Here is a 25,531-nt window from a genome sequence, read left to right as displayed (position 1 = left end):
GAGGTGCCGCGGCCCGCGGGCCCAACGCATTCGCGCTGATCAGCTGGGCAGGAACGGGCTGCGGTTGCCGTGCCAGGAGATTGTGAGGGCGTCGCGGGCCCGGGTGGTGGCGACGAAGAGTAGGGCGCGGGACTTGCGCAGTTCGCGTTGGTAGCGAGCCTGGTCGGTCTTGCGGTACTGCTCGATGGCGGCGCGGGGGAGGATGCCGTTGCTGGCGGCGGCGATGGCTAGACGCTGGTACTCAAGGCCCTTGAAGCGGTGCATGGTGCCGACATGGACCTCGCCGTCGCCGCGGGGACCGTCCTTGGTTAGTTCGGCGCAGGTGATACCGGCCTGGGTGGTGAGGTGGTACATGACCTCGTTGACCTTGTTGCGGTCGGCCACGCAGATGGCGATTAGGCCGCGGGCGTCGCGGGTGGTGTTGCCGTTCGCGTCGGTGGTGAGTTCGGTGCGCCAGGCGCGCAAGGTGCCGGCGAGGCCGGCGAGTTCCTCGCTCCATGTGGTGTAGCCGGCAAGGACGGGGTCGGGGCCGTGCAGGACGGAGCGGTAGCCGGCAAGGGTGTCGGTACCGTCGTCGAGGTCGTCGAACTCCACGTCCTTGCCGGTGACGACGGTGATCGCCTTGGCCAGGATCTCCTTGGTGGTGCGGTAGCTGAGGGTAAGTCGGGAGGCACGTCCCCTGATGTTGATGCCGACGGCTCCGAGGGCGACCTGGTTGTCGTAAATGCGCTGGTGCGTGTCGCCGGTGACGAAGAGGTCGTTGGGGCCCGGCGCGACCATGGCACGGAGCATCTTCCAGTGGGCCGGGCTGAGGTCCTGGGCTTCGTCGACGACGATGTGCTGGTACCGGTGGCGGATGTAGCGCATGCCGGACTCGGCGTCGCGGTGGACCAGGTCCTTCCCGCCGACCTGTTCCTTGTGGTCGGCGCGGGCCTGGATCTTTGCGGCGCGTTCGATCTCGAAGCGGGCGGCACGCTCGGCTGCCTGGCTCCAGGTCTCCATGTTCAGCTTGTCGAGGCGGGCGGTGTACTGCTCGAGCAGCTTCCACACTGTGCTGCGCTCGACGCGGCTCAGCGGCCTTCCCCGGCCGGCGCGGCGAGCCTGGAGGTAGGCGGTGCGGGTGGGGACGGCCTGTCCGAGGACGACCTGCTCCCATTCCTCGAAGAGGAACTCGGGCTCCCAGGCGCGCTCGTCGAGTTCGAGCAGCAGGTCGCGGAGTTCCTTGAGTGCCACCTGGTTGTCCACGCGGCTCCTGCTGCGGCCGGAGATTGCGTTCTCGCCCAGGACGCGTGCGGTGAGCTGGTCGATGTGGGTGATCTCGACCCGGGCCAGCAGTTCGGGCTCCTCCACGAGGGAGGCGAGTCGGGCGCGCAGGTCGGTGGTGAGGTTTTTGGTGAACGTGGTGAGCAGGATCGGCTTGTTCTGGCCGGGTGGTAGCTGCTCTGCCAGGTGACGGACTCGGTGGAGCGCCACGATGGTCTTGCCTGTGCCGGGCCCGCCGGAGACTCGGGCCGGGCCGCTGTAGTCGCGGTTGACCAGGCGGGCCTGGGTGGGGTGGAGGAAGACCTTCCAGGCACGGAAGTCGCCTTCCTCGATGGCTGCCTGGAGTGCCTTGTCGACCGTGGTGACGGTGGTGCGGGCGAGCGCGGCGGTGAAGTCATCGGGGTTCGGCTGCTCGTCGAGCTCAACGGCCGCGGTGATCTCGCGGCGGACCTCGTCGACAGAGAGCCCGGACGCGAGCCCGTACAGCACGTCCTTGGTCAGCAGCGGAGCGTCCTGGACCAGTTGGTCGAGCTCGTCGCTGCTGGTGACCACGAGCGCCAGGTCGATCAGGGCTTCGGCCACGCCGAGGTCGCGCAGGAGCTCCGCGTCGTAGGCGGCCAGCAGCGGGACGGTCGGCTCGGGTTCGGGGAGGCCGGCTGCCGCCGGCGGTGCGGCGGGTGGTGCGGCCTCGATGGCCTCCTCGCCGGGTTCCGCCTCGGGTTCGGCGGGGGTGAGTTCGATCCCGGCGCGGCGCAGGGCGCTCTCGCCGACCACCGAGAGGTCGACGAACTCGATCTCGCCGGTGACGCGGTTGACCGCCACCGACAGCTGCTCGTAGACGTCGCGGCGGTGGCGGACCGCGATGGCCAGCCAGCTCTCCTCGCCGCCCGCCGCGATGCCGGTGCGGGTCAGCAGGACGCGGTAGGAGGGGTCGAGCCGGGCGGAGAAGATCCGGCCGTCGCCCTTGAGCGGCTTGAGGCGCAGCGAGGTGTGCCAGGGGTCCTGCCGGAAGAGGTGGCTGAAGTCGTAGAACTTCGCCTTGACCTGGCGGTCGAGCTTGTAGAGCTCCTGTTCGGCCTTCTGGTACAGGCTGAGCCGGGCGGTCATCGGTGGGAGCCTTCCACATCGGGCGCCGCGCCCGGCGAGGGCGCGTCGGGGAGCAGGGCAGTCAGGGAGTCGAGGTGGTCGAGCCAGTCGGCGGCGGTGCGTACGGTCCAGCCGTCGGCCCGGTACGCGGCGTCGCGACGCTGGGCCTCGTCCTCGGCCTCGGGCGAGTCTTCAGGAGCGGAGACGACTGCGATCTTGATGCCGTCCTCGGCCCAGACGAAGTCGGCCGGCCAGCCGCTGTCACCGAGTTCGTAGCCGAACACGTTCGGGGCCTTCTTGCCGCGGTCGGCGATCCGGGTGGCCAGGGCGAGCAGGTGGGCCTCCTCGTCCGGGTCGATGTGTGGGATGAAGTTCTTGTCCCAGGCACGGTCACGCAGCAGGACGACGATCTGCTCCTCGACCGAGGACTCGATCGGCACGGACTCGGGTTTTGGTGTGGCGGTCGCCTCGATTCCGGGGCGCTCGGCGGCGATGAGCGACTCGAGCTCGCCCACGCCCCCGCACACCGACAGTGCATCCAGTGGGTACGCAGCCACCTGGCTGCTGGTGAGCTGGACGCCGTCACCGCCGGCCTGCGGCAGGAACTGCAGCAGGTTCGACCAGTACAGCCAGGCGCGCCATCGCTGCTTGTGCTCCTCGGTGTTCAGCGCCGGCGTGTCGTCGTCCAGGCACGCCAGCACGGTCCAGGCGGGGGCCTGCTGGTCGGCGTCGCGTACCGCGAACACCAGCGGAAGCCCGTTGGTGTCGGTGCTGCGCAGGACGTGCACCAGCCCCACCTGTCCGTTGTCGGCGGTCGGCCCGGCGGGGTGGCCGAGCGCAGCGCGGAGCGTGGCCACGAGCGGGCCGCGCTCGGTCGTGGAGCCGACGATGGCGGTGGCCGGGTGTGCGGTCAGGCCGCTGACCATGGCGTTCGCCCGCCGGGCCCACAGTTTCGGGGCGGGGTCGCGCAGGTATGCGAGCAGCGTGTCGACCGGGTTGGCGAACACGGCGCCGGCCAGGTCCGGGCGGCTGCCGCCGAGCCCTTCGTAGGCGCCTTTCGCGGCTTCCTGTGCCGCCCACTCGTAGGGGGGCCACACGGGACCGCTCCGGGTGTCACGGCCCTCGAACAGGTCGAGGTCGTGCCAGGTCAGTTGGAAGACCACGGCGCCGTCGGCGCGGAGGCGGTTGCGCCGTGAGGCGTCGTCGGCCAGGCGGTTGTGCGTACTGCTGGCGTGGAACCGTCGGCCGTCCAGGTACACCTTCACGCTGCCCGGGGTGCCGTTGATGCCGGTGAAGGTGAAGTCGGTGCGGGAGCCGGGGAGCCGCTGCTGGGCGGTGAGGCGCCAGTGGAGGCGCTCGTCGCTTGTGCTGATTCTCAGGTGCCCGCTGGCGCGGCCGTCCTCCTCCAGGACGGCGTCCTTGCTGTGCTCGCTCCAGCGCCGGAGCGCTGCCAGGAAGCGCGCCTCCAGGTCGGACTCGATCTGCCGGTCGAGGCCGATCAACCCGGTCGAGGCCACCTTGGTGGTCCGCCAGGCGTCGTTGCCCTCCGCGTCGAACAGCAGCGACTCCAGCAGTTCCAGCGCCTCCACACGAGAGACCGTCGCCTGGTGACGCTCGGCGGTGTAGCGGTGTAGGCACCGGTGGCAGGCCCGGCGGTGCTCCTCGTCCTTGCACGGGCACTCGGTGAGCGCCTGATGGGCCTTCAGTAGCGTCGCACGGAAGACCGCCGGGTCGGTGAGCCGGTGCAGGTAGCCGGTGCCGCCGGGCAGCGAGTCGAAGAGCACCAGGAACCAGCGCCGCTCGCCGGTGGCGGCGTCCGGCATCGAGGCGAGGGTGTGGTCCAGGTGCTGCGGGTCGCCGCCGAACTGCCGGTCCACCCCGAGCCGCAGGGCCGCCCGGAACGAGTGGATCTTCTCCTCCACCAGAACGGTCGCCGCCGGCAGCAGCACCCGCAGCGCCTCCGTCCGCAGTTCGTGCGCGAGCAGCACGGGCAGTGACTGGGCCGCACCGGCTTTGCCCCGCCGCACTGGGCACCACGGCCGATGGTGCTTCAGCCGCGGGTCACGGGCATCCGAGGCACTGAGCGCATCGGTGTCGTGGTCGAACACCGGCCGGCCGTCGGCGGTGGCCGCTCCGCAGCCGGTGCATACGTGGAACGGGTTCAGTCGGACGGTGTGCCCGGCGAAGTCGTCCCCGGCCGGGATGTCGAACCTGGCCGGACCCAGGTTGACCGTTCGCACCATCGCTGACCGGCAGAAGTCCACGCCGAACGTCTCACTCGCGTGCCGCCACGAGCCGGGCTCCAGGGACTCTTCGGGGATGTCCACTGCGTGGACCATCTCGTAGAACCGCGGATCGCGCTCGTCGCGGTCGTCCCGGATCCGCGCGTCCTCCCGCTTGTCACGGGAGGTCACCAGCCGCGGCTGGACGACCTTGAACAGGCACGAGCCGTCGTCCGCGATAGCCCCGGTGCCGCAGCGCGGGCACGCCGAGCGGTCCTCGGCCGCATCCTGGGTGCGGACGTAGCCGCACTGCGGGCACACCCGCCAGGTCTGCCAGCCGGGCTGCGAGGCCGTGCCGACGTCCAGCCCGGTGATCTCGTGGCGGTAGCGGTTGACGTAGAAGGTGTTGCCCGGCGCCAGCTCGGCGAGCGCATAGCGCTGCGGACGGTCGTACGTCCGCAGCTCGGAGTCGTAGCGCGCACGGCCGGTCGCATCCTCGCCCTCGGGCCAGTACAGCGTGGCCTCCAGCACGGTGACGGCGTCCATCAAGGCGTAGTTCGGCAGCAGCCCCAGGTCGCACAGCACGCCCTGGGCCGGAGTCTCCTCCAACAGCGCGCCAAGCTGGCGGCCGACCCCGCGCCGCTCCGCCTCCAGCTCCGCCTTCTGCCGTGCCTCCTCCGGATCGGCTTCGTGCAGTTCGCCGAGCGCTTCGTTGATGTGCCGGATCCGGGCGCGCAGCGTCTCCTCCCGGGCCGCCCACGTCCGCTCGGCTTCGTCCACCGCACTGCGCAGCCCGCGCACCGCGTAGGCGCGCAGATCGGTCGCCGCCTGCTCCGACACACCGGACGGGAACAGCTCCAGGAACGCCTCGACCAGCGCCTCGCCCCGGGCGAGCACCAAGTCCACCAGGTCGGCGAGATACCCGTCCACGCCGAACAGACCCTTCACCGTGCCCGGCAGCGCCGGCAGCACCCGTCCCTCACCGTCGATCAGCCGACCGCGGGCAGCCAGGTCCAGCAGGTGCGCCAGGTACTGGCGGCGCAGGATCTCCACGGCCGACAGGTAGCAGCCCGGCGGCACGATCCGGCCCGCGATCATCTCCTTCGGCTGCTCCAGGAAGTACAGGTCACGCCTGCGCCGCTCCGGGATGGTCAGCAGGAACGCATTCCCGGTCCGGCGGCCGGCCCGGCCGACCCGCTGGGCGTAGTTCGCCGGCGTGCGCGGCAGCGAGGCCAGCACCACCGCCGACAGGTCGCCGATGTCGATACCCAACTCAAGGGTGGGCGTGCACGACAGCACATTGGGGTCGTTGAAGGCCCGCTCGTCGCCGGTGCCGCGGCGGAACGCCTCCTCGACCGTCTCCCGCTCCTCCCGGCTGAGCATCCTGGTGTGCTCCGCGGTCACCACCTGGTACGGGCCCGAACGGTGGTACAGGCGGCGGTAGTAGTCGTCCTGGTACGTGCGGTCGCGGGCGTGCACGTCCACCTCGCGCGCGTACGTTCCTGCCACGAGCCGCCCGGTGCTGCACCGGTACGACGGGCACGGCGCATCGTGCCACTGCTCCAACAGCGACGGATGAACCGTCTGCTCCCAAAAGCACACCCGGCAGCGCACATACGCCGTTTCGACGTCCGCGTCGGACAGCAACAGGGCGTCGATCGCCCCAGGCTGCAGACCGTAGATCCGCGTGGCCCCGTCCTTGGCCGCCCGCATCGACAGCAGTCCGGCCGCGTGCAGGGCGGGAAGCAGCCGCCCCCAGAACTCGGGCGACTGCTCGCGCGGCATTCCCAGACACCGTCCGGCCCACCGCTCGTGCCACGCCAGACGACCGGTGACGACGTCGAACTCGCTGCCGTCCTTCGGCCCCGACAACAGGAACACCGGAGCGCCCACGCCCTTGGGGAAGGCCGGCATACCTTCCGGGCGGCGGTTCCAGATGAAGTAGCGGCTGGTGCCCGTCTCGGACAGGAACTTTTCCAGCCAGCGGTGCTTGATCGCGCCGCGCCACCGCAGCCGCTCCAGGAAGATCCGCAGGAACGCCAGGTACCGCGCATCGTCCACCGGCACCAGCGCCTCGCCGCGCACCGCCTCCAGGTGCGCCTCGCGGACCAGGGCGACGGCTGCCGCGGGATCGGGCAGCCGTACGTGTGCGGCGGCTGTCCGGGTCAGTTCCAGGGTGCGGCCCTGCCGGGCCCGCAGGCCGAACTCCATCAGCGTCTGGAACGCCAGCCGCTCGCCGATCAGCTCCCAGGTGCGACGGTCCCCGCCGCGCGACGTGCCCGACAGCAGCCGCTTGACGCCCTTGAGGTCGTGCAGGTCCGGCGGTACGACGGCCGCGAGCGTCCGGGGATCGGTGGTGTCGGCGATCACCCCCGCTATCAGGTCGTTCAGGGCGGTCGGCTCGGACTCCGACAGATGCGCGACCAGCAGCGCCCGCAGGGAGAAGGTGTAGGAGCGGTTGGCGACGAAACCGGCCCGGTGCGCGGCGTCCTGCACCGAGTCGTTGAACATCAGCGTCTTGCGCTCGCCGAGCTCCTCGACCAGCTCGCCGCCGGTGAACAGCCGGGTGATCGAGGCCGCCGCGAGCGCGGCCTGGCCGGTGCCGAGGTAGCGGATCGCGTTGTGCTCACCGCACGCCGGGCACCAGTCCTCCTTCGCCGCGGTGTTCGCCGTGGCGCCCTGCTGAACCAGGACGAACGCGGAGTCCGGCGCCGCGAGCCTCGGCTCGCCCGACGCCGGGTCGAAATCACCGACCGGATCGGGCAGACGCAGGCGGCGCTGCGGGCCGTCCAGCACCATCAGATCACCGCCCGCACCGCGCAACTGCCCTTGGGCGGCGCTGCTCTTGGTGCGTGCCGATGCGGCGATCTTCGTGTCCGCGGCAGCCCGCTTGGCCTCCTCGCTCGTCGCCGCGATCAGGTTCCGCACCCGGATCTTGTCCTGCGTGGCGGAGGCCCGGCGGATCTTCGCCGGGTTCACCTCCACCGCGTGGTCGTCGCTCTCCGGCGTGAACACCGCCCAGCCCGACCGGCCACAGTCCCGGCAGTACACCGCAGGCAGGAACAGGTTGGCGGACTCTCCGCTGGTGGCCGTGGTCACCGGTGCATTGCGTGCCCCGTCCCCGGGGCTCTCCTGCGGCGCATCACCTGCATCCCACTGGAACTGCGCCTTCGGCCATGGCAGCACCCCGCGCAGCAGCCGCGACACCGACCGGGCCCACTGGTGCACCTCGATCTGCACCAGCGGCCGAGGACGGAGCGAGGAGGACGAGGGGTCGCGTGCCACCGACAGCAGCGCGACGAACCGGGCCAGCGCCTCCGCCGCCTGCTCCGGGCGCTGCGTGATCGCCTGCCCCCAGGAGTACGCCCCCGCGCGCCACAGCACGGCGAGGATCTCCTCCGTGGATTTCAACTCCCCACCCAGCGCGATCATCACGGCCTGGGTCAGGATGTGCTTCTTCAACTGCGCACCGAGCCGGAACGGGTCGAGCCCGCGCTGACCGGTGAACGCCTCCGCGAGATCGTCCAGCGCCTCGTCACTCAGCGACGGGTCGGGCATCGCGGCCAGCTTCTCCGGGGTCGGTACGGGCAGCAGCTCGATCGACTCGGAGGGGATGAACTCCTCCGCCGTCAGCCGCCGCTCGCCGATGACCGCCTCGGGCGTGAACGGAGTGCCGAACACCTCGCCCACCACCTTCAGCAACTCGGCCGCGCCCGCCTCGTCCGTACCGGAGGCGAGGGTCGCGGAGGTCGCTACCGGGCAGATCCCGCCCAGTGGCCGGCCGGGCTCCGACACGCCCAGTGAGGACGCCAGGCGGCGCAGCAGCATCGCGACGTCCGTGCCCTGCGCACCGTCGAAGGTGTGGAACTCGTCGACGACGATGTAGCGGACGTCAGCGTCTTGCCAGAGCGGCGCATCGGCGCGGCGCTGGAGGAGTAGGTCCAACATCTTGTAGTTGGTGATCAGGATGTCCGGCGGAGACGCCTGCATCTCTCCCCGGTTCGTCGCCACCCGCTCGTAGCGGGTCTTGGCGATCTCACCGATGTAGAGGCCAGCGGTAACCTGGGACAGCGCTTCTTCGTCCCGGAGGTAGGCGTTGATGCGCAGCGCCTGGTCGGTCGCCAGGGCGTTCATCGGGTACAGCAGCACGGCCTTGATGCCGGCACGGCCTGCGGCCCGCTCCCGGCGGCAGTGGTCCAGGACCGGGATCAGGAACGACTCCGTCTTGCCGGACCCGGTGCCCGTGGTCACGAGGGTCGGCTCCGGCACGTGGCCGTGCGCGGAGGACAGCCGGGCGAACGCTGCAGCCTGGTGGGCACGTGCAGTCCAGCCGCCCGACGGGGACCACTCCAGCAAGTCCCGCCAGCCCGGCTCCGCATCGATGAATGGCGCGCGGATCCGCAGGTACGGGCCGCGGAACATCCCCGACGTTTCGTCACCGAGGAAGGCGTGCAGGGCCAGCCGCGCGCCCTCGTCGGTGAGCGCGTAAGTGGTCGAGAGGTACTGCAGCAGGCTCTCCTTGAGTGCCCGCGCCTCCAGCGTCGGCCTCACGAGCGCGGTACCTCCTGCTTGATCGGATCCCACTCACCCCGGGCGACGGCAGCATCCAGGCGGGCCTGGAACACGGCATGGGCCTCGCGCATCTCGGCCTCGCGGTCCGCCTTGTAGAAGGGCGCGGTGTACCCGTCGGGCACGGGCGCGGTGTTAGGGGCGGCTTGATAGGCCTCGTACTGAGCCCAGCTCTCCTTGGCCTGATGCTGGCCGATTGTGCGGGCGTAACTTGCTAGCTTTCGGCCCTCGGCGTCGAACCAGGTCGCGGCTTCGAACTTCTGTAGCACAGGGAAACGGCCCTTGTATGCAGCGATTAGGGCGTCGACATCCATCCCGAGCCAGACTGCCACCAGCGCGTCGATCTCCACCAGGGCAGCTCGGCGAGCACGTTCGGAACGCAGTGGGGTGCCCGATTGCCAGTCCGGGGTCACCTCGTGCAGCGGCTGGAGGCCGGGCCAGGCACACGCCCACGGCTCGTACCCGGGCCAGGTGCGGTCGTACAGCTCGGACCACAGGTCGGCGTAGGCGCGGGTGAGGCAGTTCAGGCGCAGGGTGCGGAGCAGAAGCGGGGACGCGAGAGGGTGGTCGGGGGAGGGGGCGGGCATGGCCTTGGCACCCGCGATCCGGAGGTCGCCACGGCCCGTCGCCCGAAGAAAGTAGTCCAAGGGCAGGGAGGACCAGAACCCCGCCACTAGCGCGGTGAGGCGGTCGTTTGGCATAGCGAGGCTGTGTACCGCATCGATGTGCGCGGTCCCCGGCGGTACCAGAGCGGCATACAGAGCCCGCTCACTGTTCGACGAGATCATTCGACGCCAGGCAACCCGATGGAAGATTGCGTATCGGCGGCGGGCGCGGGCGATGAGTGCAGCATCGATTTTCTCTACCGTGACCTCGTCCTCAGCGACCCGCTCCCGCATGGCAATGGCGGCTCGGGCAGAGGCCACAGCGAACGCGTTCTCACGGAGGCGCGCGAGTGCGCGGTGGTCAATCCAGCGGTCCTGCTCTGCCAGGTACTCCTGGTTCCTCCTCTTGACTCGCACGTATGCCGTGTCGGGGACGAAGTTGTCCTGGAGAGCGACCAGGTCGGCGCCGAAGGCGTCATTGCTGTTGGCGTCGTGACGCTTGAAAACGGGTGTGGCAACGCCCAGCTGCGGTCCTTTCAGGACCACTTGCCGCCATCGATCCGGCTGATAGGGGATCCCTTCGAGTCCGTCCGGGCGGTTGTAGTCGATCAGGCCGGCTGCCTTGGCGGTAGTCTCGTTGTAGCCCGCAGTGACCTGAGGACCAAGCGTTCCCAGACGCAACGGATAGTCGGCTAGTGCCTCGATGGCCGCCGCCTCCGCTGTGCTCACTGGGAACAGCAGCTTGCCCTGTTCCACCGGCTGTCCTTGCTCGTCCAGTAGCTGCTGCCATACCGCGAGCTGTTCACGGTCCACTCGCACGACCCGGGCCAGGTGCGGGCGCTCATCGAACTCACCGTTGCGGTAACGGACGCCGGGCACGTTCCCGGAGCCGTCGTGCCTGGCCGACAGCCGCAGCGCCTCGATCGACACCAGCCACGACAGATGGTCGAAGCCGATCTCCCCGGGAGTGCCGTACACATGTACGCCGAAGTGAGTTGCGTGGCCGACCGGTTCGGGGAAGAACCTCTGCCCAGCGTTGACGAAGTCCCCGTGCACTCGCAACCGTCGGTACGAGGCCTCCCGGAGCGACCCTTCCTTGTCGCCGGTGAAATGCGAGTCCGGGTGAACCATTCCCGCCGTGCCCATCGCTGAAGTGTGTCCCCACACTTGACACATGAATGCCCGATACAGATCTGGCCGTGTTCCCGCCAGCAGCGGGTAAAGCTGTTCCGAGGCCAGCACATCCGCCTGCGCACTGATGGATGTGAGTTCGCCCAGCACGTAGTCACGCACCTCGGGCGATCGCAGCATCTGGTCCTTACGTCGCTGCTTCTCTGCCGCCGACGCCTTTTCGGTCAGCTTGAACCAGGGCCCGTGCTCTGCCAGTACGCTGGCCTCGTCCCAGTCGGGCCGCACCCACGGCGGGTTCCCCACCTGGAGGTCGAAGCCGCCGCCCTGTGCGAAGACCAAGACGAAGTCCAACTCCCAGTGCAGGAAGCCCTGTTCTTCGGCGATGCGCTGTGCCGTGGCCAGCCAGGGGAAGCGCTCCTCCAGCTTCCACACCGAGTCCATGCCCATGAAGGCGGGCAGGCCGTCCTCGAAGGTCGCGACGTCATCCAGATCGGCGAGGTCACCGATCAGCGAGTCCGTCGGCGCGTCGTAGGCGCCGAGCAGGGACTCCGCGAAGTCCAGCCAGTCGGCGAAGTCAGCGAGCGGGATGGAAGGTCGCCGCTGGGGCGCCGGGCGCCGCGGGCGCCGGCCACCACCGAGCGAACCGCCACCTGTTGACACGGGCACGCTGTCGGCGAGACCTGCGAACAGGCTCTCCTGCTCCGCCCCGGTTGAGAACAGCGACGCCTGCTCGGCAACCGTCCACGCCTCCTCGATCACGGGCTCGCCGACCTGCGGGAGTACGGCGAGCACGGATTCGGCGTCACCCGCACCGCCGTCGCGCTTCTCCCCGCCGTACACGTTGGCGCTGCCGTCCAGCAGCGCAGCCTGGTCGACCGGCCAGAACCACAGCGCGCACCACGTGTCCATCATGGTCTTGAGCCGCCAGTACGGGGTGCCGGGGGAGTCGAAGAGGTCCTTGTAGACCTTCTCCTTCGGCACCGCGCCCTCAGGGCGCCGCAGGAACGCGTACTCCTCGGCGTCCTCGCCCTCCGCCGCCTCGGCCCCCCACACCTCTATCCGCCGGGAGATCTCGTCCTCGGAGATCTTCATGCGCCGCACGACCAGCTCCCACAGGAACTCGGCGCGGCGGGCGACGGCCTGGAGGCGGGCCAGCTGCGACAGCTTCTGCCCACGCCCGGCCTTGACCGCGGGCGGCTTGAGGATGCCCTTCTTCCAGGCCGCGAGCTGCCGCTCCTGCTCGGGGGCGAGCGCCTTCGCCTCCTTCTCGCCCGCCACCGCCGCCCAGCCGACCGCCGGCAGCAGGAACTGGTGCACCGCGCCGTCCGGCAGCTCCTGCCGTTCGCCGTCCTCACCGAGGAACGGCAGCGGAGTGGGGGCCAGCGTGCCCTTGGCCTTCAGCCAGAGCTTGTCCTTGCCGCCCACGGCCTCCCCGCTGTAGACGGCACGCCGGCCGCCGATCAGTGAATTGCCGCGCCGCAGGTGCAGGCCGAACCAGGGCGCCCGCATGCCGGGGTGCATGGTGTTGAGCCAGAGTGAGACCTCGGCCAGCTCGACGCCGGTCGCGTTGAGGTCGACGCCGTAGGCGTTGTGCAGGGCGATGTAGGCCTTGGCCTTCTGCTCCTCGACCAGGGCCTGACTGGTGGGGATGGTGACGCCCAGCTCGTCCTGCCTGCGCCGCAGGTACTCCTTGGCGACCTGGTTGATCGCCTCGTTGAGGAAGGCCCCTGACCCCAGCGCGGGTTCGCAGATCTTGTACTTGAGCAGCTCGGACGCCCGGGTGCGGACGGTGTTCCCGTCCGCGTCCTTCTCCTGGTCGAGGCGGTGCTTGAGCGTCAGCTCGACGGTTACCTTGGTCAGCGACTCGGGCGTGTAGTACGAGGCGGACGTCTGCCGGTCGCGTCCGGCGAGGCGGTAGACGAACGAGCCCGGGGCGTACTTCTTCCGCCCGCGCAGGCCCTTCTTCGCATCGCGCTCGTCGTACTGCACGAACACGTCGTCGGGGTACTCGCCCTGCCGGGAGGCCGGGATCATCCACGAGCCGTCCTTGGGGTCGCCGCCCTTGGCGACCTCGCACAGCTCCTCCTGGGCGATGAAGCCGGTGTAGGACATCAGGCCCTCGTACACCGCACCGAGCTGGTTGATGCCGAGGTTGCGGTAGGAGATGAAGCCGCCGCGTTCGCCCTTCTTGGCGTCCTTCATGGTCAGCAGCCGCAGCACCTCGTGCAGGGCGGCGTTGCGCAGCCGCAGGTCGAGCCAGGCGGGAGCGTCGTCGTCCGTCCGCGGGTCGAGGGTCTCGCGGCCGATCAGCCTGACCGACTTCGGTTCGAACAGCTCGCTCCGCAGCGGTTCGAACCGCAGGCCGCGGTCCTCGCTGCGGCGGGCGTTCTTGGCCCTGCGGGTGTCCTCGTCGTCGCCGGGGAGGTCGTCGTCGGGCTCGCTGCCGTAGGGGCGGTGGCCGTAGTTGACCTTGGCGAACAGCACGTCCAGGGACTCGTGCAGGTGGAACCCGTTCCGGGCGGCCGGCTCGACGAGCTGCTCGTCGCGGGCGACGAGTTCGCGCAGCCGGGCCATGGAGTAGCCGGCCTCGTAGCTGCCGTCGTCGGCCGGCAGGATGCCGAGTTCGGGCCGGGCCTCCGCGTACAGCAGGAACAGGATGCGGTAGAGGTAGCGCAGCGTCTCACGGGTGAGGCGCTTGGGGAAGGGCGTCCGGCCGTCGTCGAGGTCGGCGGGCGTGAGTCCGGTGTCGGTGAGCCGGTCCAGCACCTCCTGAGCGATGATCTCGACCGACCGCTGCAGGCCGTTGCGGAGTTCGCCGCTGACGCCGACCGCGTTGGTGCTGGAGGCCTTGAGCAGGGCGTCAAGTAGTGGTTCGGCGCCGTTGTCACCGGGGCGGAGCATCTCCTGGCCGAACAGGGCGGCAAGGGTGGCGAGTTCGCCGCCCTGCTTGCGGTCGTTGCGTTCCAGCGCCGCGTCGAGGCTGACGGCCAGATAACGGCCCTCGCCCCAGCTGTTCCGGTCGGCGAGCACGAGGACGCCGCCCAGCAGGAGCAGGACGAAGCGCGGCGGAGTGCCCTCGGGACCGCCCATGGTGCTCGCGAAGAGCCACGAGGCCAGCGCAGCGCCGTCGGTGTAGTTCTCGGCCGAACCGACCCGCAGCGGGGTGAGCAGCCGACCGGAGCCGGCCGGGTCCAGGGCGGCGTCGGCTTCGGTGGCCCACCCGCAGTCGAGCGCCACGATCCCATGGCCGTGGTAGGCGACCTGCACGGCGTGATCGCGCCCGGCCCGGTGGACCGTCAGCTCGGCGGGTCCGCCGTCGTCGTACCCCAGTGCGTGCAGCACCTGCTGGTGCCACTCGCCGATCCGCTTCTCCCACTCGCGATTGCCGTACGTCCGGCGGGAGTACTCGTCCTCGGCGTCCGCACGGTCGGCCTCGGCGAAGAACCCGCGCAGCTCCTCGCCGAAGTAGGAGGAGCGCAGTCCGCGGACACGCTCCCGGGCCGTGGTTCGGGGGTCGTTCTCGTCGCCCTCGCGCAGCGTCCACGTGTCGAGGAGGTGCTTCTTGAGATCGGCGGCGAGCTGCTCGGCGAAGTAGTGCGCCGCGAAGTACTCGCCGCGGTTGCTGAAGGAGTCGTAGACGGTGCTCATCAGTGCGAGTTCTCCAGGACGGCGAGCAGGCGCAGCATGGGCGCGCCGGAGGTCTCCAGGGACTTGACCAGGTCGAAGCGGCGGCCGGCGGTGAGGGCCACCTGCTGCTTGTCGGGACGGGACCCGGCGAACAGGGCTTCCTGCTTCCAGTGGGTCAGCCGCTTGCGGTACGGCTCCAGAGCGGCTTCGACCTGGTGGCGGTAGGCGTCTTCCCGGGCCTTCAGGTAGCCGGTCGCGGCGTCGATCGCCGCCGGGACGAGGCTCTGCAGGCCGTCCAGGTCGTGGGGGACGGCGCGACCGGGCATCTGGGGGCCGACCCCGGCCCGAACGAGGAAGTCGTTGTCCATGATCTCGACCGCGGGCTCGCCCGGCAGACCGTGGACGGCCATCCACTCGACCACGGTGGGGCGGCCCAGGGCGTTGGAGTAGATGCCTTGGACGAGGAAGGTCGGGCTGGGGACGTCGGCGGCCAGCACGGGCGCTTCGTGGCGGCCGATCTCGACCAGGACCTTGTCGGTGAGCCAGTCCAGGACGGGGTGGATGTCCGTCAGGTAGGACACGTTGGGCCACAGGGTGTCGGAGGACTCGCGGGCGACCTTGAGTCGCTTGTCGGCGAGCTCCTTGGAGAAGGTCACCCGCAGCCGGCCGGGGCCGCTCTTGCTCGCCAGGATCTGCTGCTCGTCCAGGTAGGACTTGGGCAGGGCACGAAAGCGGTAGGCGAGGTCGCGCGGCGGTTCGAAGGCGATGGTGCCGTCGGGGTCGCGGCGCAGCGCCAGTTCGTCCTCGGGATTGGTCCGGCAGATCTGCCGCAGGCCGGCCTCGAAGTACTCGGCGGTGCTGGGGAAGAGCTGCGGGACATGCGCCTGTGGTACCTCCTTGCGGGTCGGGGTGGCGCCGACCTGGGCCAGCAGACCGGCCAGCATGCCGCCGCCGGTCTGCCGGGAGGTCTTGATCGACTCCTCGACGGTGCGGCCGGCGATCAGGTCCTTGGTGAGCCGGTTCTCCTCTTCCTGAGCCCGGTAGATCCCGGTTACGGCGTCGGCCGATCCCTCGATCTTGTGGGCCTCCTCCTCGCGCTTGAGGAGCTTCTCGCCGACCAGACGGTCGTCCAGGGTGCGCGGTTCGCCGGTGGCCGGGTCGGCCCGCCACGGCAGGTCGCTGGTCAGCACCAGAGCGCGGAACTGCGGCGATCGGGCCTGGCCGTACCGGTCGATGCGGCCGTTGCGTTGCTCGATACGGATCAGCGACCAGGGCAGGTCGTAATGGATCAGGAGATGGCACTGCTGGTGCAGGTTGACACCCTCGGAGGCGACGTCGCCGGTGAACAGCAGCCGGACCGGGTCGTCGCGGAGCCCGAACTTCTCGACGATCCGCATCTGCTCCTGGTCGGTGGTCGCCTCGCCGTGCATCACCTGGACCGCACCGCTGTCGCCGCGGCCGTGCCCGTAGGCCAGCCACGGCTTCTTGTCGTCGACGTCCGGGCCCTTGGTGAAGCCGAGCGCCGCGGGTACGGCCTCGGCGAGCCACTTCAGGGTGGGGATGCGCTCCGAGAAGACGACGACGCGCACGTCCGAGCCGGGCCCGACCCCGAGCTCGCGCAGCTCGGCCACCAGGGCCTGCAGCTTGGCGGAGTCCCCGTCGCCGATCCGGCGCGCCGCCCTCTCAAGGTCGGCCAGTGCCGCGAGCTCGGCGGCCGCTTCCTCGTCGGTACGCCTGCGGCGCTGGGTGCGGGCAGCGTCGTTCTCCTCGCCGCGGAGGTCCTTGCGCTCGGTGAGGGACTTCTTGCGGGTGGCGACGGTCTGCAGCAGCGCGTGGTGCGAGGAAAGGAACGACTTGAGCAGGTTGTAGGCGTCCAGCTGGCTCCAGGCCACCGAGTCGCCCGCGCCGTCGCGCGGGATCCAGCGGTCCGCCAGCTCTTCGAAGACCGCCAGTTCGGCGTCGCTCGCGGGCGCGGGCACCGGTACGGACGGTCCCCGGTCCGCCCAGGCCCCGCGGAGAGAGTCACGGACCTCGGGAGTGGTCTTCGTCCGGCGGATGTAGAGGTGCTCGAGATCGGACACCTCGTACTTGCCCGGGTCGGCGATGGCCGCCGGGTCCAGCAGGCGGATCAGCTCCGCGAAGGACCGGGCGTCACCGTTGTGCGGCGTCGCGGACGCCAGGACGAGCGCGTCCGTGCGGTGGGCCAGCAGCCGCGCCAGCGCGTTGGTGTCGGTGCCGCGGTTGACCAGGCGGTGCGACTCGTCGATCACCACCGCGTCCCAGTCGGTCTTCTCCAGGTGATGGGCGTACTGCCCCTCCCGCTTGAGGGTGTCGACCGAGACGATCACCCGCTTGAAGTACGCGAACGGGTTCCGGCCCGAGGGGATCTCCTGCTGGATGCGCTGGATGCCGGTGGAGTCCAGCCGCACCAGCGGGATCGCGAAGCGCGTCCACAGCTCCCGCTGGAACTGCTCCAGCACGTGCTGCGGCGTGACCACCAGGATCCGCTCGCCGCGCCCGCGCCGGATGAGCTCTGCCAGCAGGATTCCGATCTCCAAGGTCTTGCCCAGACCGACCACGTCCGCGATCAGCAGCCGCGGCTGCGGGTTGGCCATCGACAGTGCGAGCTCGGCCGGCCGCAACTGGTGCGTCTGCGCGTCCATGAGGAAGTTGTCGGCAAGGCCCAGGCCGTGCTCGGTCTGCGGCAGGAACGACTTGCGGACGACCGCCTCCAGGTACAGCCGGCCGCGGCGGTGGTTCGGCGAGTCGTCCGCTACGAGCTTCGTCTCGTGGGGATCCAGCACCTGGATCTGGTCCAGACGGCTGTAGAACACGGCGTCGGTATCCCGGACGAACGAGGACACGCCGGTGACCTCGACCATCCAGCCGTCGTGCTCCGTCAAGGTGGCCTTGCGTACCAGCCACTGCTCGTCGCGGACCAGCACCTGCGCCCCGGGCGGGAAGCTCGGCGTGGTGCTCGGCCGTGCGGTCAGCACTTCCGGCTCCCAGGACGCCCAGGCAGTCGGCTCCGCCCCGGCGCCGGTTCCGCCACCGATCTCCGTGTCGACCCCCACGATGCCCTCCAGCTCACTCGCCGCCACTACCGCTGCACCATGACCGCACATCGTGCGTGCACAGTCTCGCGCATGCCCGTTTCGGGAACCCAACCAGTCCTTGCAGCCACTACCTGCACCGATGACGCACTGCGACCACTTACAGAGTCGACTGCATTGCGTACGCCTCCCGCAGCTCCTGTGCGATCCGCTGCGAGGCCGGAACCCTGGGACGGTGCGGGGTCGGCTTCTTCGCCGGTGCCGCCTCTGCAGGAGCTTCCGGAGGATCGGCGGCCTGCTCGTCCGTGATCTCTTCGTTTGGGGACGCGGCCCCGGGCGACACACCGGTATCAAGAGGGGAGGCAGGAGACGGAGCGGTGAGAAGAGCCCGCAGCCGGTCCTCGACTTCGACAGTCGGTACGTCGGCCTCCGCTGCTCCAGCGGCCGTCGCAGTCGTGCGGGCGATCAGAGCCCGGCGTGCGGACACCGGCGAGACCCCGAGCGATGTCATCAGCGCAGTGCAGCGCTCCGCGACCTCGGTCAACGTGGGGCGGGTCGCCGGCTCGTGCGCGAGCATCGCGGTGAGCAGCGGCAGCAACGATTCCGGCACGCCACTGAGGTCAGGCTGCTGCATCGGACTGGAGACCTGCGCGACGATCGCCTCCCAGCGGGAGCCGTCGTAAGGGTAGTGACCCGCAGCGGCGTACAGGAGCACGGTGCCCAGCGCATAGACGTCTGCGGCGGGCGTGACGTGGGGGTGCCCGGCCGCCTGCTCGGGAGACATGCACCGCACGGTGCCGACGATCATCCCGCTGTGCGAGAGGGTGTCCTGCCCGGTGTCCGCGAAAGCCGCGAGGCCGAAGTCGATGATCACCGGGCCGTACTCGCCGAGAATGACGTTCTGCGGTTTCAGGTCGCGGTGCAGCAGCCCGGCCGTGTGAACCGCGCCGAGTCCTTCTGCCAGCAGCGCGCCGAGGCTCGCCACCAACAGTTCGGGGAGTATCCCGGCCTCGTCGACCGTCTCCAGCAGTGTGTGGCCGGCGACGTACTCCATCGCCATCCACGGGCGATCCGCATACGGGTCCGCGTCCAGGAACCGCGCCACCCCCCGGGTACCGACGACGTCGCGTGCGACCCGTGCCTCCTTCTCGAAACGGGCCCTCGTCACCGGGTCCAGCCGGTCGGTACGGATCAGCTTCACGGCAACCGGAGCGCCGGCGGGGGAGTAGGCGAGAAAGACCTCGCCCATTCCTCCCGAGCCCAGTCTCCTTGCCACCGTGTACCGGCCGATTCGCTCCGGCATCTCCGGCATTCGTCCACTCAGCCCTTCGCGCGTGCGGCGTTGTCATTGCCGCGGTCGTTCGAGAGCAGCCTAGTGGTCCGAGGTCATCCCCATGGCCAAGATCAGCACATAGCTCTCAGTGCTGTTATAGACGCCATGTGCAGGTCAGCCTGCCGGTGGTCATCGGATTGGGCTCGGTTGCGCCCCCGCCCTCGTCGCCCAATCAGCCCGCCTTGGGGTGCGGAGCGACTCATCCATCGCCTGCAGCTCTGCCGGCCGCTGGTCATGTATTCGGAACCCGTATACCCAGGGTGCCGGAGCGCTCTGGGGACCAGGGCTTCGGCGTAGTCCAATGACGTCTGTTTGTGATCGGGTGAGGCAGAGGAGGGCCAGTGGTCGTCGTGGGTCGCGTGCGTTGTGGCGGAGGGCGGCGGCGATGTTGGTGACGCCGTCCAGCTTCAGGGTGCCGATGGCCAGATTGCAGCAGGCGGTCATCACGTGGGGCGCGTTGCCGGTCTGCAACTGTGAGGGGTCCTCGGCAAGCGTGGTGTCCCCGGACGCGGTGCAGCACCTCGATACTCCAATCCCCCGGCCCAGCTTGGCAAGCTGGGCCGGGGTGGCCTGCTCGGCGGCATTGCTTTTCCTGGCGATGACGCGGCTGCCCAGCTTGACTACCGGATTTCCGTCGAGACCGGCTTGAGGAAGAAGACGCACTGGTCCGCCTTGAATTCGCCCACTTCAGCGACGAAGCGGAACTTGTCGCCGGCGCCGACGGTGTCGGGGATCTCCTTGCCGCTCAATTTCAGGTCGAGGATGTTGACGTCCTCGTACTTGAAGGCCGGCCCGACCGTCGTGTTCGGCCCCTTGTTGCCCGGACCCAGGAGGAAGTCGTAGCGGGTGTTGTAGCCACCGTGGGGCGCCATGTTCACGATCGAGCCGTCGAACGCGACCGTCTGGCCCTTGTGCCTGGTCGCGAAGTCCAGGTTCACGTTGTCGCACGAGTCCGCCTTCAGCAATGCCGCGAACTCCGGGTTGTTCTGGGGCGTGATCACCTCGGTGCCAGCCGACTCGGCCGCGGTCGCGGTCGCGGTCGCAGTCGCAGTCGGTGTGGTGGAAGGCTTCTCGCTCGTAGCGACCGTCGTCTTGTCTGACTCGTCTTTCGCCCCGCCTCCGTCGCCGAGCTCGGAGGCGACACCGATGACGATGGCCAGGATTACAAGGACGGCGGCCGCCACGCCGATCAGCAGCCACGGCTGAGGTTTCTTCGGACGACGGAAACTGAGGGTGGAGCGAAGCGTGCCCTGGGCCTGTTCCACGAGCTCCCAGCCATCCTTCTGCATCTTCGAGATCACCAAGCCATCGGTGCCGCGAACTGTCCGCACAGTCTTGTGTTCGTACTTGATCTCGTCGACCATGCGGCTCCGCGCCCCCTGAATGGACTGTTCGCACCAACTGCTCCGCGAGCATAGGGGATTCCTCGAGGTGCTCGGCAGCGCCGACGTCACCCTCGGCCCGAGCTTGTGATTCGGACCCAGGAGTACTCGGTCGCAGGCAAGCCGGCTTGCCAGGCCGAAGGCTACTTTGCGACGGTTGTGGCGCCGGACACCACGTTTGCCGAGCCCGCATCACAGTTACAGACCAGCAACGCGCCCCGCATGATGGCCGCCTGGCGCAACCTGGCCATCGGCACCCTACAGCTGGACGGCGTCACCGACATCGCCGTCACTCTCCGCCGCAACGCACGCGACCCACGACGACCACTGGCCCTCCTTGGCCTCACACGATCACAAAACGGGCGTCATCGGACCACGCCGAAGCTCTGCTCTGGGGACCTCTTGGGATTCTCGGCCAAACGTCTCCCGGCGCTCTACCGTTGAGACAACGATCAACCGGAGGGTGGGACCTAGGGTGCAGGCCAAAGAGACGGTTGTCGCGGACCTGATGCAAGGCAGAGCGCAACAGTTCCAGGTGCCGCTCTACCAGAGGACCTACTCCTGGCAGGAGAAGCAGCTCGCGCAGCTGTGGAGCGACGTCCTTGAGCAGGCCGAGCTGCTGTCGGCCGGGAGGGCCGGCAGCACGCACTTCCTGGGGTCGGTCGTGCTTGCCCCGTCCCCGCTCAACGAGGCGACGTTTCCGCGCTGGTTGGTCGTGGACGGCCAGCAGCGGCTGACGACCCTGTCGCTCGCGCTCGCTGCGATCCGCGACCACCGCGCCGCGACGGAGCCGGACGAGGCGGAACGCATTGGTGAGGACTACCTGATCAACAAGCGCCGGCGCGGCGACGAGTTCTTCAGGCTGCTGCCGACCCAGGCCGATCGTGCCGCCTACGCGGCGCATGTGCAGGGTGCGCACAACGGCAATGGCGGAGAGAGTCGAATCGCGGCAGCGTACCGGTTCTTCCGCCACAAACTGGTGAAGGTGTCCGACCCGTCCGACCCTCAGGACATCGGCATGATCGAGGAGGCCATCACCTCCCGACTGACGCTGGTCGTGGTGACGGCGGAGAAGGGTGACAACGTCCACCGCATCTTCGAGTCACTGAACAACACCGGTCTGAAGCTCAGCCAGGCGGACCTGCTGCGGAACTACCTGTTCATGCGACTTCCCACGCGCGGCGATCACGTCTACGAGACCCACTGGCTTCCTCTGCAGAGAAGCCTGTCGAATGACCAGCTGGAGCAACTGATGTGGCTGCAGCTGGTACTGGACGGTGATGACCGGGTCCGCCGGCAGGACCTCTACACCGCACAACAGCAGCGCTTTGAGGGGGACGGCTACGACGAGGAGACCATCGAGTCGTACATCAGGGAGCTGCACCGGCGCTCCGCTCACTTCGCCAGGATCGTTGACCCCACTCTGGAGCCCGATCCGGAGGTACGGAGCTACCTGCGCCGGCTCAGTACATGGCAGGCGTCGGTCACGTATCCGGCGCTGATGATGCTGCTGGACCGCCAGGCACGAGCCGAGCTGGACTCCGAGGAACTGGCTCGGGCACTGTCGTACATCGAGAGCTTCCTGGTGCGGCGGGCGATCTGCTGGATCCCGACGAACAACCTGAACCGCATTTTCATGTCGGTTCCTGCGCAGATGCCGCACGGAGTGCCCGCAGCCGAGGGGATCCGACAGTTGCTGTCGGCCAACAACCGGTTCTGGCCGGGTGATGAGGAACTACGTGAGGCGATCTGTACGGGGCCGTTCTACCAGCGAGCCAGGCACGAGCAACGCAAGATGATCCTGCAGCGCATCGAGGAGAGCTACGGCCACCCCGAACCGGTGGACTTCGCTTCTGCGCAGCTGACGATCGAGCATGTGATGCCGCAGTCGCCCGGGGACGAGTGGCTGACCATGCTCCGCCCGGACTGTGCGGACGGTGAGAGCCCGGAGGAACTCCATGCCCGACTGCAGCACACACTCGGGAACCTGACGCTGAGCGCGGTCAACTCCGAGCTTTCGAATCACCCTTTCGAACGTAAGCAGGGGCTGCTGGCCGGCAGCCATCTCGAGATGAACCGGCGGATCGCCGCGACGGCACGCTGGGGGGCGGCCGAGATTCTGGCTCGCGCGGACGAGTTGGCGGACCGAGCTGTGGAGCTCTGGCCTGCACCCCTGCGAGGGGTCGCGCGGCCGGAGCGGGGTCGGGACTGGCAGATGCTGCACCAGGTGCTTGCTGCGCTGCCGGATGGCACCTGGACCACCTACGGCGACGTCGCCTCCTTCATCGGCTCCGGTGCGCAGGCGGTGGGAACGCATCTGGCGAACACGCCGGGGGTCATCAATGCACACCGCGTGCTGAACTCCGAGGGGCGGGTCTCGGAAGGATTCCGATGGGGCGCAACGGACCACGGAGACGTGCGTGAGCTCCTCGGAACCGACGGCATCCATTTCACTGCCGCCGGAGCCGCCGATCCCGCCCAGCGCTTGACCGCGCAGGATCTCGCCGATTTCCACGCCGGGACGGACGGCGACCAGACCGACGATGGTGTCCTGTCCGTTCCGGCACCGCGGGAGAACGGCGGCCCGGGCGGAAACAGGGAGCAGAAGCGCGAACGGTTCTTCCGCCAGCTCGAGGCGGACAACAGCGCCGACTGCGTCGTCGCGGTCAATGCGGTGGTCGAGTTCTGGGAGACGATCGGCGGATGGACAGCCCACGGCTCGGGCGAGATCTCGGTGAGCGCCTTCCTGATGCTGGGCGGCCACTCCGACCTGGGTGAGGGCATCTGGCCGCTCACGCTCAAGCCTGGTACCGGGCGCGGAGGCTCGGTCGAAGTGGCCTTCCAGCACATGGCGGAACGTGCTCCGTTCAGCGACGTGGAGCTGCGTGAGGAACTGCGGTGCCGGCTGAACCGGATCGAGGGAGTCGTGATCCCTGAGGGGAAGCTCGCCCTACGGCCGAGCTTCGGCCTCGACCTGCTTGTGGACGAGGTGAGTCGCAAGCAGCTGCTCGAAACCCTCGCTTGGTTCCGCGGCCAGTGTGCCGCGGAGGCGGCCCGCTCCTGACATCCGCCGGTCGCGTGCGACCCTGAGGAACCCTGTCGGCTCAAGACATTGAGCCGACAGGCTCCGGAGATCCGCGCCATGCGCCCGTACTTGGTGCGCGCGACCGCAAGGCTGGTTGGTACTCCCGGAGGCGAACAGGGAGGCGAGGGCGCGGTTGGTGGCGAGCAGCCCGAAGGGCGCGGCCGAGCCCGGCGATCGCGACGGTCGCCAGCGCGGGGCGATCGGTGTGCCAGGCCAGGCGGCTCGGGCGGGGTGAAGGAGAGCATCAGGAGGCGGGGCGGTCTCGGACCCGCAAGCCAAGCCCGAGACAAATCAACATGTTGATTCTCTGCGGGTCTCGCGGGCCCTGGGCAGTCGGTTGGTTAGCGCAGGAGAGCGAAAGCGAGAGCGGCCGTGCTGCCCAGCGCGGTTCCAGCCAGGACCTGGGCGAGTGTGTGGGCCTTGAGGACGAGTCGGGACCAGCCGATGGCCGCGGCACCGATGAGGGAGAGGGCCATCGCCGGGCCGAAGACCAGCATGAGGATCATCACGGTGCCGCCTGCTACCGAGTTGTGGATGGAGATCTGCCAGCGGACGGTCACCGCCGTGGACGAGACGAGGCCGACGAGCATGGCGACGACCAAGGCGGAGACGTCGCGCGGTGCGCCGACCGCGTGGAGGAGGGCGAGGCCGGCGATGACGGAGAGCAGGCTTGCGGTCATCGGGACGAGGCGCTGGCGCCGCAGGCGGATGTGCTTGTCCGTCAGGGCGCCTCGGCGCACACCCAGCAGAATCAGGCTGATCGGGATGACGCCACAGAACAGGGCGGCGAGCAGTCCCCAGCCCAATCCTGTCCAGCTGTGGGTGCTGTGCCAGCCGATGAGAAGCAGCAGGGCGGTGACGAGGTTGGCCGGTGCGAGGACGTCGGTGAGTATGCGGGCAGTCTTCTCGGTGCCGGAGGAGGCGCTGAAAGCCGGGGGTGCGGGCGGGGTGAACGTGCTCATGCAGCGGGCTCCTGGGCGAGGGCGGTTGAGGTGGTGGCGGCGAATCGGGTGGCGAGCGGCGAGAAGTAGACCGCGGACATCCCGCGGAGGGCTCGTACTTCCGACGGGAGGTCGAGGCCTCCTGCGATGGGGGCAGCGGCAGAGCCGGTGGCAGGGGCGCCGGCCATTCGGGCGTGGCGGGCAGCTCGGATCCAACAGGCCTCGGAGGTCCGGCCGAGTGCCCTGCCGGTGAGGCCGGCGTTGGACGTGTACTCGTGGGCCCGCATACGGAGGTCGGGCGATGCGTGATCGGAGAGCGTCATGACGGCGTCGCGGATCTCGATGGTCCGCCGGTAGAGGCGGCTCCGGTTGGCCCGCAGGTCGAGGGCGTCGGCCAGCCGGCTCGGCAACGGGTCGAGCCGGACGCTCGGTACCGCATCCGTGAGGTCGCGCCACAGCCGGTAGAGCGCTGTGAGGTCCCGCTGAGTGCGGACTGCGCTGATGGCCTTGTCGAGCGCGGGCAAGGTGCTGCCGACCGCTATCAGAAGCAGGGGAACGACCATGAGCAGGACGTTCAGGCTGTGGTTCGTCGCAGGGCTGAGAAGCCGGACACCGTACTGGCCGGCCATCAGAACCGCTGCTCGGTGAAGTGTGTAGAAGATTCCGATCCCCGTGCCGGCGCTCACCACGGCGAGGCCGATCTTCAACGGTCGGGGGCCAGGAAGACGCGACCATCGGAGGCAGAGAGCGGTCGTGGCGTACATCGCCCAGCCGAAGTACGTCAGCCAGCTCACCCCGTAGAACGTCACCCACGGGTCGCCGGGGAAGGCGAGGAACATGTCCAGCGCCTCGTTCGGGCGCGCGGCGAGGGCGAAAGAGACGGTCATCGCAATGGCGGCAGTGCTCGGCACGATGGCGCGTAGCTGGTGCCCCTTCTTCGAAGGGCCGGGCTTGTCGGTGGCGGATGCCGAGGCGCAGGCGAGGAAGGACACGACGCACGCGGCGGCCGCCACGGACGCGAGGTGTTTGAGGAGGGCCGACAGACTGTTGATGCCGATGGCTTCGTCGAGCCGGACGGCGTTGCTGTCGAAGGAGAGGAGCATCTGGGCGGCGAGGACGGTGAAGGCGGCCCACAGCGGTCGCTTGCTCGGCACACGCCATGCGCCAGGCGCCCGCCAGACACTGACCAGCCACAAAGCCACGGTGGCCGCGCAGTTGAACGCGTTGATCACGG

The 25,531-nt window shown here is 69.2% G+C and carries 9 protein-coding genes; 1 reads left to right on the top strand and 8 read right to left on the bottom strand.

The window, feature by feature from the left end; genetic code table 11:
* Window positions 1-39: 39 nt before the first annotated feature.
* The 6 genes from AB0M03_RS21365 to AB0M03_RS21340 form a co-directional block, all read right to left on the bottom strand.
* On the bottom strand, window positions 40-2,370 hold the full coding sequence (locus AB0M03_RS21365; RefSeq protein WP_363493181.1) for a UvrD-helicase domain-containing protein: 2,331 nt from the start codon (window positions 2,368-2,370) through the stop codon (window positions 40-42).
* Window positions 2,367-9,122, bottom strand: a complete 6,756-nt coding sequence (locus tag AB0M03_RS21360; protein ID WP_363493179.1) for a DEAD/DEAH box helicase — start codon at window positions 9,120-9,122, stop codon at window positions 2,367-2,369. Before AB0M03_RS21360 ends, AB0M03_RS21365 begins: the two co-directional genes overlap by 4 nt.
* Entirely contained in the window at window positions 9,119-14,524 is a 5,406-nt protein-coding gene (locus AB0M03_RS21355; RefSeq protein ID WP_363493177.1) for a hypothetical protein, read from the bottom strand. Before AB0M03_RS21355 ends, AB0M03_RS21360 begins: the two co-directional genes overlap by 4 nt.
* Window positions 14,524-17,577, bottom strand: coding sequence for a DEAD/DEAH box helicase (locus AB0M03_RS21350; RefSeq protein ID WP_363493175.1), 3,054 nt, complete (start codon window positions 17,575-17,577; stop codon window positions 14,524-14,526). Before AB0M03_RS21350 ends, AB0M03_RS21355 begins: the two co-directional genes overlap by 1 nt.
* 139 nt (window positions 17,578-17,716) lie before the next feature.
* Window positions 17,717-18,859, bottom strand: coding sequence for a serine/threonine-protein kinase (locus AB0M03_RS21345; RefSeq protein WP_363493197.1), 1,143 nt, complete (start codon window positions 18,857-18,859; stop codon window positions 17,717-17,719).
* Window positions 18,860-19,509: 650 nt separating this feature from the next.
* Window positions 19,510-20,253, bottom strand: coding sequence for a DUF4839 domain-containing protein (locus AB0M03_RS21340; RefSeq protein ID WP_363493173.1), 744 nt, complete (start codon window positions 20,251-20,253; stop codon window positions 19,510-19,512).
* A gap of 493 nt (window positions 20,254-20,746) precedes the next feature.
* On the opposite strand from AB0M03_RS21340, the gene AB0M03_RS21335 reads away from it, so the two are divergent.
* Window positions 20,747-23,335, top strand: a complete 2,589-nt coding sequence (locus AB0M03_RS21335; protein WP_363493171.1) for a DUF262 domain-containing protein — start codon at window positions 20,747-20,749, stop codon at window positions 23,333-23,335.
* 362 nt (window positions 23,336-23,697) lie between these two features.
* Here AB0M03_RS21335 and AB0M03_RS21330 read toward each other — a convergent pair whose 3' ends face one another.
* Together AB0M03_RS21330 and AB0M03_RS21325 are read right to left on the bottom strand one after the other, a co-directional pair.
* Window positions 23,698-24,318 carry a hypothetical protein gene (locus tag AB0M03_RS21330; protein ID WP_363493169.1) on the bottom strand — a complete coding sequence of 207 codons (621 nt, stop codon included), beginning with the start codon at window positions 24,316-24,318 and terminating at the stop codon, window positions 23,698-23,700.
* Entirely contained in the window at window positions 24,315-25,529 is a 1,215-nt protein-coding gene (locus AB0M03_RS21325; protein ID WP_363493167.1) for an MAB_1171c family putative transporter, read from the bottom strand. Before AB0M03_RS21325 ends, AB0M03_RS21330 begins: the two co-directional genes overlap by 4 nt.
* Window positions 25,530-25,531: the final 2 nt, after the last annotated feature.

Origin of the sequence: Kitasatospora sp. NPDC051914 (assembly GCF_040680995.1) — a bacterium.
GTDB lineage: Bacteria > Actinomycetota > Actinomycetes > Streptomycetales > Streptomycetaceae > Kitasatospora.
This window is presented reverse-complemented; position numbering and strand designations above follow the sequence as displayed.

Bases quoted from the DNA above. Each gene is read 5' to 3' on its own strand.
- AB0M03_RS21330 (WP_363493169.1), bottom strand. From the start codon at position 24,318: ATGAGCACGTTCACCCCGCCCGCACCCCCGGCTTTCAGCGCCTCCTCC.
- AB0M03_RS21345 (WP_363493197.1), bottom strand. From the start codon at position 18,859: ATGCCGGAGCGAATCGGCCGGTACACGGTGGCAAGGAGACTGGGCTCG.
- AB0M03_RS21355 (WP_363493177.1), bottom strand. From the start codon at position 14,524: ATGAGCACCGTCTACGACTCCTTCAGCAACCGCGGCGAGTACTTCGCG.
- AB0M03_RS21340 (WP_363493173.1), bottom strand. From the start codon at position 20,253: ATGGTCGACGAGATCAAGTACGAACACAAGACTGTGCGGACAGTTCGC.
- AB0M03_RS21365 (WP_363493181.1), bottom strand. From the start codon at position 2,370: ATGACCGCCCGGCTCAGCCTGTACCAGAAGGCCGAACAGGAGCTCTAC.